This window comes from uncultured Thiodictyon sp., assembly GCF_903946935.1.
Classification (GTDB): Bacteria; Pseudomonadota; Gammaproteobacteria; order Chromatiales; family Chromatiaceae; genus Thiodictyon.
This window is the reverse complement of sequence record NZ_CAJAXH010000039.1, coordinates 24,817-36,757: the sequence shown is the minus strand read 5'-3', so window position 1 is coordinate 36,757 and position 11,941 is coordinate 24,817. Positions and strand designations below refer to the sequence as shown.

General features: G+C 62.6%; 14 protein-coding genes and 1 rRNA gene. 11 read left to right on the top strand and 4 right to left on the bottom strand.

Annotated elements, in window-relative coordinates:
• Nucleotides 1-21 precede the first annotated feature (21 nt).
• Nucleotides 22-137, top strand: a 5S ribosomal RNA gene (gene rrf, locus QZX93_RS04460).
• 144 nt (nucleotides 138-281) lie between these two features.
• Here the strand turns inward: rrf and QZX93_RS04455 are convergent.
• The 4 genes from QZX93_RS04455 to QZX93_RS04440 form a co-directional block, all read right to left on the bottom strand.
• Nucleotides 282-620, bottom strand: a complete 339-nt coding sequence (locus QZX93_RS04455) for a TusE/DsrC/DsvC family sulfur relay protein (protein WP_295389516.1) — start codon at nucleotides 618-620, stop codon at nucleotides 282-284.
• A gap of 66 nt (nucleotides 621-686) precedes the next feature.
• Nucleotides 687-1,379 (bottom strand): type I-MYXAN CRISPR-associated protein Cas6/Cmx6, encoded by a 693-nt coding sequence (cas6, locus tag QZX93_RS04450; RefSeq protein WP_366759693.1) that lies wholly within the window; start codon nucleotides 1,377-1,379, stop codon nucleotides 687-689.
• A 14-nt stretch (nucleotides 1,380-1,393) separates the two neighbouring features.
• Nucleotides 1,394-2,149: a hypothetical protein gene (locus QZX93_RS04445; RefSeq protein ID WP_295389519.1), complete on the bottom strand. Its 756-nt coding sequence runs from the start codon at nucleotides 2,147-2,149 to the stop codon at nucleotides 1,394-1,396.
• A gap of 21 nt (nucleotides 2,150-2,170) precedes the next feature.
• Complete coding sequence (locus QZX93_RS04440; protein WP_295389520.1) at nucleotides 2,171-2,362, bottom strand: sulfur relay protein DsrC; 192 nt, start codon at nucleotides 2,360-2,362, stop codon at nucleotides 2,171-2,173.
• Between the two features lie 676 nt (nucleotides 2,363-3,038).
• Between QZX93_RS04440 and dsrA the strand changes: the two genes are divergently transcribed.
• The 10 genes from dsrA (at nucleotide 3,039) to QZX93_RS04390 (ending at nucleotide 11,941) form a co-directional block, all read left to right on the top strand.
• Nucleotides 3,039-4,304: a dissimilatory-type sulfite reductase subunit alpha gene (dsrA, locus tag QZX93_RS04435; RefSeq protein ID WP_295389522.1), complete on the top strand. Its 1,266-nt coding sequence runs from the start codon at nucleotides 3,039-3,041 to the stop codon at nucleotides 4,302-4,304.
• 79 nt (nucleotides 4,305-4,383) lie between these two features.
• Nucleotides 4,384-5,454: a dissimilatory-type sulfite reductase subunit beta gene (dsrB, locus tag QZX93_RS04430; protein WP_295389524.1), complete on the top strand. Its 1,071-nt coding sequence runs from the start codon at nucleotides 4,384-4,386 to the stop codon at nucleotides 5,452-5,454.
• 14 nt (nucleotides 5,455-5,468) lie between these two features.
• Nucleotides 5,469-5,861: a sulfurtransferase complex subunit TusD gene (gene tusD, locus QZX93_RS04425; protein WP_295389526.1), complete on the top strand. Its 393-nt coding sequence runs from the start codon at nucleotides 5,469-5,471 to the stop codon at nucleotides 5,859-5,861.
• A 12-nt stretch (nucleotides 5,862-5,873) separates the two neighbouring features.
• Nucleotides 5,874-6,284, top strand: a complete 411-nt coding sequence (gene tusC, locus QZX93_RS04420) for a sulfurtransferase complex subunit TusC (RefSeq protein ID WP_295389527.1) — start codon at nucleotides 5,874-5,876, stop codon at nucleotides 6,282-6,284.
• Nucleotides 6,285-6,293: 9 nt separating this feature from the next.
• Nucleotides 6,294-6,602: a sulfurtransferase complex subunit TusB gene (gene tusB, locus QZX93_RS04415; protein ID WP_295389528.1), complete on the top strand. Its 309-nt coding sequence runs from the start codon at nucleotides 6,294-6,296 to the stop codon at nucleotides 6,600-6,602.
• 37 nt (nucleotides 6,603-6,639) lie between these two features.
• Entirely contained in the window at nucleotides 6,640-6,978 is a 339-nt protein-coding gene (locus QZX93_RS04410) for a TusE/DsrC/DsvC family sulfur relay protein (protein WP_295389530.1), read from the top strand.
• Between the two features lie 83 nt (nucleotides 6,979-7,061).
• A complete protein-coding gene (locus QZX93_RS04405) occupies nucleotides 7,062-7,793 on the top strand; it encodes a respiratory nitrate reductase subunit gamma (RefSeq protein WP_295389531.1) in 732 nt (243 codons plus the stop codon).
• Between the two features lie 22 nt (nucleotides 7,794-7,815).
• Nucleotides 7,816-9,372, top strand: coding sequence for a sulfate reduction electron transfer complex DsrMKJOP subunit DsrK (dsrK, locus tag QZX93_RS04400; RefSeq protein ID WP_295389533.1), 1,557 nt, complete (start codon nucleotides 7,816-7,818; stop codon nucleotides 9,370-9,372).
• Nucleotides 9,373-9,472: 100 nt separating this feature from the next.
• Complete coding sequence (locus tag QZX93_RS04395) at nucleotides 9,473-11,437, top strand: NAD(P)-binding protein (protein ID WP_295389535.1); 1,965 nt, start codon at nucleotides 9,473-9,475, stop codon at nucleotides 11,435-11,437.
• 33 nt (nucleotides 11,438-11,470) lie between these two features.
• The gene (locus QZX93_RS04390; RefSeq protein ID WP_295389537.1) at nucleotides 11,471-11,941 is read left to right on the top strand and encodes a cytochrome c3 family protein; all 471 of its coding nucleotides are present in this window, start codon (nucleotides 11,471-11,473) and stop codon (nucleotides 11,939-11,941) included.

Here is an 11,941-nt window from a genome sequence, read left to right as displayed (position 1 = left end):
GCGGTGCGACCAACCCTTTTTCCTGGCGGCCATAGAGCACTGGAACCACCTGATCCCATCCCGAACTCAGAAGTGAAACGGTGTATCGCCGATGATAGTGTGGGGTCTCCCCATGTGAAAGTAGGTCACTGCCAGGGCCTTCTACAAAAAACCCCCGCGCCTCACGGTTCGGGGGTTTTTCTTTGTCTGGATGCGCGCGCCAGCGGCGCACAGGTCGTAAACCTGAGAAAGAGTACATTAGCCGCAAATGTTCATTTGCGGCCTGACTGCTTTTCTTTGGATCAATACCCGCCCTTGCGCATCACCGCGGGTAGTCCGGCGATTTTGGTGCCCTGTTTGGTCGGGGCCAGGGGGAATAGGGTGTAGAGGTCCTTACTGGTTGGCTTGGTGCCCCAGCGCTTGGCCATGTCCTTGAGGACTGCGCGCTCCATGGGTTGGCTCTGGTTGTTGTCCAGATACTCCTCGCGCAGGTAGCGGATCAGGTCCCAGTGCTTGTCGGTGAGTTCGATTCCTTCGATGTCGGCGAGCTTGCGTGCAACCTCTTCGTCCCACTCCAGGTGGTTGACCAGATAGCCGCTGTCGGTCGTTTCAATCGTTTTACCATTGACTTCAATGGGCATTCTTGTGCTCCTCTTATTGCGTACGTGGGGGTTACAAGGCAGTGCATCGTGCATGCGCCAGCACCGTCAACCGGTGCTGATGACTGCATCGATACCCTTGTGGGGGATGAAGATACCGCAACCCAACAGCCGGTGGGGGCCGAGCCCATGCTGTTGGAGGCGCAGCGATTCGGCAGCGCTGAGATCGGCCAGCAGCAGGCTGCGGGCCAGGATCTCGCCGCGCGGGGTCGCCAGTACCGAGGTCTTGCCGCAGAGTGCCTTGCGCACCAGGATGTCGATGGCGGCCAGGGCGCGGGCCATCTCTTCCAGGAAGCCGTGCTCGTCCGGAGTCGCGGTCTCGGCAACCAGGTAGCGTGCGAACAGTGTGGACTCTTGACTCAAGAGCTTCACCTTGCCGGCCCCGAGCGTCACCGGGCAGTTGCCGACGTCCAGGCGGGTGCCCGGGAGGGTGGCCAGCAACTCCGGCACCCGTTCCCGTGGTGCCCGAACCTTGAGCTTGGTTCGGCGCGAGACCTCAAGGCGGTTCGCGGTCCCGTGGGCCGGCCTTTCCCAGCCGTTCTGCGAGCCGGCCACCTGGATGTTGTGGATCGCGAGCAGCGGCTCCTCAGTCATCCAGGGACAGACCCGCAGCAGCGCGGCGGCGAGTGTGTAGGCGTGGTCGACCGGTACTTGCCGACAGTCGAGCGCGAACACCAGGTCCACGACCTCGTCGGTCACGCCGACGGCGTCTGATTGATCTGTCTCGTTCCAATACATCATGGGGGCAATAGGTCTCAGGCGAAGGGCAGGCGGTCCTGGAGTGCCTCACGGTCGAACCACCAGTCGTCCCGGACCAGTACATCAACCACTTGGCGCAACCGCACCAGAAACTGCTCCGGTTCCTTCAGCCCCAGTCGGTCCATCCAGCGGTCGAGCTGCTCTGGCGTTTCCACCCCGCTGTGTTGGCGAGCCACCTGACCGAGCGTCTGGGTGGAGAAAAACATCAAGTCCTCGCGGTGCTTGCCCTGGGCGCGCACATCTGCCAAGAACAGTGCGGTGCTGGCCGCGACGGCCGCGCCGTCCGCGTCCTGTGGGGTCTCGTCGATCACATGCCCCAGGAGTTCGATGCTCAGTTCGGGGTCGATCGGGCAGGTCACGGCCAGCCAGATACCCTGTCCCAGGGCGCAGGTCGAGTCGGGTTGCTCCGCCTGGAACAGCACATCGCAGGCGTCTGCCGCAGACTCGAAGTCATCCGCCGACAGAAAATAGTTGAACGATTCGCGTCCCAGCGGCCAGGCCTCCGCACCGCGCCCCAGGTTGACCAGGGTGCGGGCCAGTTGCAGACGGGTGTCGGCGTCGGCCGCGGGTGAGCCGCCGATCCGCTTGAGGTCGCTCAGGCGCTCACGCAGCGCGTCTAAGTGGGATTCCAATGCCAACTGCGCGGTGTCGCGGTGACTGCGCGAGTCGACTGCGGCGTTCTCCTGGGGCCTGGTCCGGCAATGGGTCTGGGGGTCGCCGAGTTCGACGGCGAGCAGATCGAGCTGTCTCATGAGCGCGCCCGGCATCATGATCTAGCGCACCAGGCCGCTGAACGCGGCCTCCAGACGGTCTTCCCAGTCCTCGGGAGTATCGAGGTAGGGTGGCTTGACATCCATCCGAAAAAATCGCTCGCCGGAGCGGGCGACCGCTTGGACCAGCGGGATCAGTTCGTTAAAGGACTCGATCCCTTGATCGCCGACGAGAAGTTCGCTGAGCTTGAGCATGGGTCGCGGCCACCGCCCTGAAGGTTGATTATCGACAAATTGTGTTGACTGTGCGTCCCGGCAGGCGCCGGGTGTGGCTGGTGCTTAATGTGTAGTTCCACCTGCATTAAAACAAGCAATCCCCTGTAAAGATAAATAAATTTAGCGACTTAGGCGCTCTAGGCGGTCGTGTCCGGCGCGGCACTGCTGCCACCGGCGGGCGGTGCCCCGACATCTTCTCCCGTGGTGGCGCTGCGCCATACGTGGCGAAGGGCGTCGGCTCGCTGCCGACGATCATGGCGCTTCGTCGGCGGTGTCCGCGGGTAATTTAGGACGTGAGTATATTAGTAACTATTGACTAAGATATCACCCGCCGGTAACATCTGATGACGAATTAAGCGGGGCACAGATGCCGTGGGAGGCTTGGGGGTAACTGCCGCGGCGTCGCCGTGGTCAATGGCCTCAAGCGTGCGCGGGCTGCCCAATGACCCGCTCTCGATGATGGATATGGCACGCCACCTGAACGGCGTTGACAGTGTTCCCAGCCGTTCAGCACAATAAAAAAATAGCGGCTGCTGCCCCCGTTGGCGGTGAGTTGAGCTTAAAGTGTCGGGGCCGGCCCAGGCCGCCGCCGGGCGAGCGCCCCGCGCACGCCGGCGCGCCCCGTTCTGAATGACCCGAGAGGAGAGACAGCGCAATGGCGAACGAGAAACACGGCACACCGATGCTCGACGAGTTGGAGACCGGTCCCTGGCCGAGCTTTATCTCCGGCATCAAGCGTCTGCGTGATCAGCATCCGGAGGAGCGGATCAACGACATGTCCAATAGCCTGCTCGGGCAATTGGAACACTCCTATGAAACCCGCAAGGGTTATTGGAAGGGCGGCACGGTCTCCGTGCTCGGGTACGGCGGCGGCATCATCCCGCGCTTCTCCGAGGTCTCCAAGGCCTTCCCCGAATCCAAAGAATTCCATACGCTGCGTGTGCAGCCGCCGGCGGGTAACCACTACACGACCGCCATGCTGCGCCAACTGGCCGACAGTTGGGAGAAATACGGCTCGGGCCTGGTGACCTTCCACGGTCAGACCGGCAACATCATGTTCATTGGGACGGACACCAAGAACACCCAGCCGTTTTTCGATGAGATCAACGAGTATGGGTGGGACCTGGGCGGCGCCGGTCCCTGCGTGCGCACCGCCATGTCCTGTGTCGGCGCGGCCCGTTGCGAGATGTCCTGCACCAATGAGCAGAAGGCCCATCGCCTCCTGGTGAACCGCTTCGTCGACGACGTGCATCGCCCGGCGCTGCCCTACAAGTTCAAGTTCAAGGTCTCCGGCTGCGCCAACGACTGCCAGAACGCGATCGAGCGCTCCGACTTTGCGATCCTCGGCACCTGGCGCGACGACATGAAGGTCGACCAGGCGGAGGTGCAGAACTATGTCAAAGACAAGGGCCGCCAGTATTATATCGACAATGTGGTCACGCGCTGCCCGACTCAGGCCTTGGCGCTGAATGACGACGACACCCTCAAGGTGGATAACCGCGCCTGCGTGCGCTGCATGCACTGCCTGAATGTGATGCCCAAGGCCCTGCATCCCGGCGATGACAAGGGCGTGACCATCCTGATCGGCGGCAAACGCACGCTCAAGATCGGTGACCTGATGGGTACCGTCGTGGTCCCCTTCAAGAAATTGGACACCGAGGAGGACTATGCCTCCCTGGTGGAGTTGGCCGAGACGATTATCGAGTTCTGGGCCGAGAACGGGCTGGAGCACGAGCGCTGCGGGGAAATGATCGAGCGCATCGGGCTCGCCAATTTCCTTGATGGCATTGGCATTGAGGCCGATCCCAATATGTTGAGCCATCCCCGCCAGTCCTCCTACATCCGTTTGGATGAGTGGGACGCGGCGGCGGAGGCCTGGTACGCGCGGCTGGCCGAGGCCGGACCAGGCGCTGACCTCTGAGACCGCCCGGGCGGCCGCTTGCATCCAAGCGGCCGCAGGGTTCTAAAGAATATTTCGCTGATTGACTGGAGGACAGGCGATGGCAGACACGCGTGAGCCGATCGAATCCGGCTGCCCGGACCCCTGGCAGTATATGCATCCCGTGATGCGCAAGAATTTTGGGCAGTGGAAATATCACGATCACCCGCGCCCCGGTGTGCTCCGTCACGTGGCCTGGAGCGGGGACGAGATCTGGACCGTCAAGGCCGGCACCCAGCGGATCCTAGACGTCTTCACCCTGCGCACCCTGTGCGACATCGGTGACGAATTTGGCGAGGGCCACGTCCACTTCACGCTGCGCTCCAACATCGAGTTTATGGTTGCGACTGAGGCCAAGGTCGCACCGCTGATCGCGGCCCTGGAAGCGGCCGGCTTCGTGGTCGGCGGCACCCAGAACTCGGTGGCGATGATCTCGCACACCCAGGGCTGGCTGCATTGCGACATCCCCGCGACCGACGCCTCCGGGGTGGTCAAGTCCATGATGGACGAACTCATCGATGAGTTCCGCAATGCCAACATGCCCAACCGGGTGCATATCACCACCTCCTGCTGCCAGATCAATTGCGGCGGGCAGGGCGATATCGCCATCAATGTGCAGCACACCAAACCGCCGCGCATCAACCACGACTTGGTAGCCAACGTCTGCGAGCGCCCCACCGTGGTGGCCCGCTGCCCGGTCGCGGCCATTCGTCCGGCCATGGTTAACGGCAAGCCGTCGCTCGAGGTCGATGAGCGCAAGTGCATCTGCTGCGGCGCCTGCTATCCGCCGTGCCCGCCGATGCAGATCAATGATCCTGAGCACTCCAAGCTCGCCATCTGGGTGGGTGGTAACCACTCCAACGCCCGCGGCAAGCCGAGCTTTCAGAAGCTGGTGGCGGCCGGTATCCCCAACAATCCGCCCCGTTGGCCGGAGGCCACCGCCATCGTCAAGCGGATCCTTGCGGCCTACAAGGCCGGCGCCCGGGATTGGGAGCGCATGAATGAGTGGATCGAGCGCATCGGTTGGCCGCGCTTCTTCGAGGAGGTGGACCTGCCATTCACCAAGTATCACATCGATACCTGGCGCGGCGCCCGTGCGAGCTTCAACAGCTCGTCCTATATCCGCTTCTGAGTCGCGAGGTCGACATGAAGTTTTCACTTCAGATCAATGAAGGGCCCTACCAGCATCAGGCCTCCGACACCGCCTATTTCTTCGCCAAGGCGGCGTTGGAGCAGGGGCACTCGATCTTTCGCGTCTTTTTCTATCATGATGGCGTCAACAACGCCTCGCGGCTGACGACCCCGCCTCAGGACGACCGGCACATTGTCAACCGCTGGGCGGCGCTGGCCGAGCAGTATGAGCTGGACCTGGTGGTGTGCGTGGCCGCCGCCCAGCGTCGCGGGGTCGTGGATGAGGGCGAGGCGAGTCGCAATAAGAAGGACGCGACGAATATCCACCCCCGGTTTCGGATTTCCGGTCTGGGTCAGTTGGTCGAGGCGGCGATCCAGGCCGACCGTCTCGTCGTCTTCGGCGACTGAGGGCGCGACGTCATGTCAGAAACCATCAAGAAATTCCTGTACCTGAACCGCAAGGCACCCTACGGCACCATCTATGCCTGGGAGTCGCTGGAGGTGGTCCTGATCGGTGCCGCATTCGATCAGGAGGTGAACCTGCTGTTCATGGACGACGGGGTCTATCAGCTCGCCAAGGGGCAGGACACGAGTGGGATCGGGATGAAAAACTTTTCCCCGACCTATCGCACCCTGGGTGACTATGAGGTCAAGAACATCTTTGTCGACCGCGACTCATTGGCGGCGCGCGGTCTCACCCAGGACGATCTGCTGCAGATCGCCTGGGAGGACATCGAAACCGAGGAGAGCGTGGAGAACATCGTCACGGTCGTCGACGCGCCCGCTGTCCGTGCCCTGATGGACGCGGCCGACGTGGTCTTCAGCTTCTAAGGGGGTCTCATGAGCATCCTGCACACCGTCAACAAGTCACCCTTCGAGCGGAATTCACTGGAGTCCTGCCTGAAATTCGCCGCGCCCGGTGCCGCCGTGCTGCTGATCGAGGACGGGGTCTACGCCGGGCTGCGCGACACCACGGCCGTACCCTTGATCGCCGATGCACTCGAGCGGGTTAAAATCTATGTGCTGGGCCCGGACCTGAAGGCGCGCGGCTTTGCCGCGGAGCGCCTGATTCCCGGTATCGGCGTCGTCGACTACGCGCAATTCGTGGCTATGGCCGTGGAACACGCCAAGGTTCAGGCCTGGCTGTAGTCTTTTTGAATCGATAACACTTCTCTGGAGAATCGCAATGGCTGACACGATTGATGTCGACGGCAAGGAATTTGCTGTGGATGAAGAGGGCTATTTGGCCAACCTGAATGACTGGGTGCCCGGGGTGGCCACGGTGATGGCCAAGCAGGACAACCTGGAGTTGAGCCAGGACCATTGGGACATCATCAACTTCCTGCGCGAATACTACGAGGAATATCAGATCGCCCCGGCGGTGCGTGTGCTCACCAAGGCGGTGGGCAAGAAGCTGGGTGCGGAGAAGGGCAACAGTAAGTACCTGTACAGCCTTTTCCCGTACGGCCCGGCCAAGCAGGCGTGCCGTTTTGCCGGCCTGCCGAAGCCGACCGGCTGCGTCTGACCGCTGATTTCCCGGGGGCATGGGCGTCGTGCGCGCCCGGCTCGCCCCCGGGCCCCGACCGGTCCCACTGAGGTAGCGGAAACATGCCGTTTCTGACCGTACTCTATGCCTACTTGTTCTATGGCGCCGCCCTGGTATTCGTCTCCGGGCTGACCTACAAGATCGTCCAATACACCCTGACGCCGGCCCCGCTCAAGATCCCGACCACCCCGGCACCAACGACCCGGGGCGGTGTGGTGTTGCGTATGACGCGTGAAGTGGTCTTGTTCGAGAGCCTGTTTCGCGGCAACAAGTGGACCTGGATGTTCGGCTGGCTGTTTCATTTCGGGCTCTTTCTGGTGACCCTGCGCCACCTGCGCTATTTTCTGAATCCGGTGCCGGCGTTCATCGAGTTTATTCAACCGTTCGGCGTCTATGCCGGATTCGCCATGATCGTCGGGCTCGTGGGCCTGTGGTCGCGGCGCTTCCTGGTGGATCGGGTTCGTTATATCTCGTCACGCTCCGACCATCTGATGCTCGGGCTGCTGCTCCTGCTTGGGGTGAGCGGATTGGTTATCCATTTTCTGTTCCACACCGACATCGTGGCGGTCAAGACCTTTATCATCGGTCTATACCATTTCGATTTCAATCCGTTGCCGGGCGATCCCGTGCTGCTGCTGCACCTTGCGCTGCTCGCCGGACTGATGATCATCTTTCCTTACAGCAAGTTATTGCATGCCCCCGGGCTCTTTTTCAGCCCGACGCGTAACCAGGTGGACAACCCCCGGGAACGCCGGCACTTGGCTGCCTGGGCGTCACGCCTTGAGCGGTCCTGATCGCTCGCACAGGAGTTGAACCATGGCTAAGGCCACCTTTAAAGTTCCAGTGTTGAGCCAATATCCGGAGGTGCCGGCGATCACCCCGGGGAGTATGGCGCATAGTACACCCTTCCAGGCTAAGCCCGAGTTCCAGGCCGCACTCGGTTTCCCCGGGGAGTTGGTGGAGAACTGGCAGGAGCGGGCGATCGAGAAGATGGGTGAACTACTCACCCGCTATCGCTCGCTGCGGGTCTATCTGGATGCCTGCGTCAAGTGCGGCGCCTGCACCGATAAGTGTCACTATTTCCTGGGCACCCAGGACCCGAAGAACATGCCGGTCGGGCGCCAGGACCTGATGCGCAAGGTCTATCGGCGGTATTTCACCGTGGCCGGGCGCCTGTTCCCCAAGCTGGTCGGTGCCGAGGACTTGACCAAAGAGGTCCTGGACGAGTGGTACAGCTATTACCATCAGTGCTCCCAGTGCCGCCGCTGCTCGGTCTTCTGCCCCTATGGCATCGATACCGCCGAGATCTCGATGGCCGCCCGGGAGATCATGGATTCCATCGGTGTCGGGCAGAAATATTGCAACGAGATCATCGGCAAGGTCTATACCGTCGGCAATAATCTGGGCCTGCCCGGGCCGGCCCTGGTCAATACCCTGGAGGGGCTCGAAGAGGATGTCTTCGACGACACCGGGGTGCATGTCCGGTACCCGATCGATCAGGTGGGCGCCGAGGTCCTGTTTGTCACCCCCTCGGCTGACTTCTTTGCCGAGCCCCATGTCGATGGATTGATCGGCTATGGCAAGGTGATGCATGAGTCGGGCCTTAGCTGGACCTTCAGTACAATGGCCTCAGAGGCGGCTAATTTCGGCCTCTTCATCGGTTCTTACGAGAATATGCGCCGGGTCGCGCTGCGTATCCGCGAGGCCGCCATCCAACTGAAGGTCAAGCGCATCATTTTCGGTGAGTGCGGTCATGCCTGGCGGGTCGGCTACGGCTTTCTCAACAGCCTGGCCGGTCCCTGGGACTTTCTCGACCCGCGCTACCCGGTGCCGCAGCACATCTGCGAATTCACCTGGGACCTGATCCAACAGGGCCGCTTGACCCTGGACAAGAGTCAGAACGACGACAAGGTCCTGACCTTCCATGACTCCTGCAATGTCGCGCGTGCCTCGCGGATGGGCGATGAAGCCGGTGGTCAGTTCGAGATCCCGCGGGCGATCATCCGTGCAACCTGCAACCATTTCTATGACATGGACGAGGAGACCATTCGCGACCGCACCTTCTGTTGCGGCGGGGGTGGCGGGCTGCTCACGGACGATCTGATGGAGCTGCGGGTCAAGGGTGCCAAACCGCGCATGGAGGCCCTGAACAACGTCATCCAGGAGAAGGGTGTCACCCATATGGCCGCCATCTGCGCCATCTGTAAGACCCAATTCAGCAAGGTCCTTCCCTTCTACGGAATGGAGATGGACCAGATCATCAGTCTCCATCAACTGGTGTCCAACGCGATCGTACTCACGCCGCGGGAGGATGACGATGATGGTGACGAAGGGGCGCAGTCCCGCGCTGAAAACGCGGACGAGCCGGACTGAGCCCGGCCGCGCGCTTGACGCCGGGTCCGGCCGCCGTGCTTGGAGCCGCGCAGTACACTGATAAGAACCCTCAGGGTTAAACTGGTAGGAGAGACAGGCGATGGCGACCCCCGCTAACGAGATCAATACCAAGCCCTCCTGGCGCCGCTATGAGGACGGGCACCAGGAATGGGAGTCATGGACCGATAAGATTTTCGCCCAGGACCGCTCACACAAGTGCCCGACCTATGTCCATAAGACACCGCCCTGCCAGGCCAGTTGCCCGTCAGGCGAGGACATTCGGGGCTGGCTGGCGATCGTGCGTCAGCAGGAGAAGCCGCCGTCCGATCTGAGCTGGCAGGAATATGCCTTCCGCCGTGCCACCGATGCGAACCCCTTCCCCTCACTGATGGGCCGGGTCTGCCCGGCGCCCTGTCAGTCCGGGTGTAACCGCACCCAACTGGAGTCGACCGTCGGGATCAACGCGGTCGAGCAGTTCATTGGCGACACCGCCATCGCCAATGGTTACCGCTTCGCCGCGGCCCCGCCCCTGAGCGGGCGGCGCGTCGCCATCATCGGCGGCGGGCCCGCTGGCCTGGCGGCGGCCTATCAATTGCGGCGCAAGGGTCACGCCTGCACCATCTTCGAGTCCAATGAGGGTCTGGGCGGCATGTTCCGCTACGGCATTCCCGGCTACCGGGTGCCGCGCGACCAACTCGACGCGGAGATCCAGCGCATTCTCGACTTGGGCGATATCGAGGTCCGCTTCAGGACCCGGGTCGGGGTGGATGTCCAGGTGGCCGACCTCGAGCGTGACTTCGACGCCGTCCTGTGGGCGATCGGCTGCCAGAGCGGCCGTGGCCTGCCGGTACCGGGGTGGGAAGGCACACCCAACTGCGTCTCGGGCGTGGCCTTCCTCAAGGCCTTCAACGAGGGCCGCATGAAGGTCACGGCCGAGCGGGTGGTCTGTGTCGGCGGCGGTGACACCTCCATCGACGTGGTCTCGGTGGCGCGCCGTCTCGGCCACATCACCAAGACCGGCCACCAGGAACTGCCGGAGACCGTGGTCCACGACGGCTATGTCGCCCATGATGCGGCCTTGAGCGCCGCGGCCGAGGGCGCCGAGGTCACCCTGACCTCGCTCTTCGTCCGCGCCGAGATGACCGCCTCCGAGCATGAGGTCCATGACGCCACGTACGAGGGTGTCACCATTCTCGACGGTGTGATGCCGTTGGAGGTGATCTTGGGGGCCGACGGTCGGGCCACCGGCCTTAAGGTCGCCGACTGCCGGCTGACCAATGGGCGTCCCAGCCCGGTCGAGGGGACCGAGCGGGTCCTCGCGGCTGACCTCATCGTCTCTGCGATCGGCCAGGGCGGGGACCTCACCGGGCTTTCCGCATTCGACAATGGCCGCGGGCTCATCAACGCGGACAAATTCGGCCAGGTGCCGGAGCACACCGGCCACTTTGTCGCCGGTGACATCATCCGTCCGCACCTCTTGACCACTGCCATCGGTCAGGCCTGGATCGCGGCGGGTTCCATCGATGCCTATCTGTCACAGGCCGAGCAGGGTCGCCGGCCCAAGGTCGACGTCCATCATTTCAACCTGTTGGACAAGCTGGCCGAGGTCAAACTGACCCCAAAGCCATTCGATGTCGAGGCCCGGGGCGACTTGCGCGGCACGGACGACGGCAACTGGGCGATCCACAACTATGAGGATCGCTCCAGCGCCGAGGTCATTGCCCAGGACGAACTCTTCCTCGGTCACTTCAACTATCATGTGCAGAACCACCGCCAGGAACAGGTGCCGGATGCGCAGGTGGTGCTCGGTCACTTCAAGGAGCGGGTCATCGGGCTCACCGAGGCGGAAGCGATCGACGAGGCCAAGCGTTGTATGTCCTGCGGGATGTGCTTTGAATGTGACAATTGCGTGATCTATTGCCCGCAGGTCGCCGTCTATCGGGTGGCCAAGTCGGAGCGGACCACCGGCCGTTATGTGGCCACGGACTATGCCAAGTGCATCGGCTGCCACATCTGTGCGGATGTCTGTCCCACCGGTTACATCAAGATGGGCCTCGGTGAGTGAGTGGTTGCGGGCCAATACAGTGGGAGGCGTTCGATGGCTAGAGCACTAATGTCGAACCCGGGCCGGTGGGCCGGCGTTGGCCTCATCCTGCTGGGCCTGTGCTGGACGCTGGCCGCCCAGGTTGCCTGGGCGGGCGACGCGCAGCACTTTGTGCGGCCAGGCTCAAAGGCGGCCACGCTCGGTGGCTGCGTCGAGGCCACCCCATTCATGCGGCGCAACCACATGGAACTGATCAAGCATCAGCGTGACATCACGGTCCACCAGGGCATTCGCGGCGCCCGCTACAGTCTCGCCGGTTGTATCGATTGCCACGTGAGTCACACAGCGGATGGTCAGGCGGTGGCGATCAACTCAAAACAGCAGTTCTGCTATGCCTGCCACGCCTTCGCCGCGGTGAAGGTCGACTGTTTCGATTGCCACGCCGCAGTGCCCCGGGGCGGGCCCCTGAGCGCGGCGGCGAGCGGGCAGGGCGCAACGTCCGAGCGCGACCCGCGCGGGGAATAA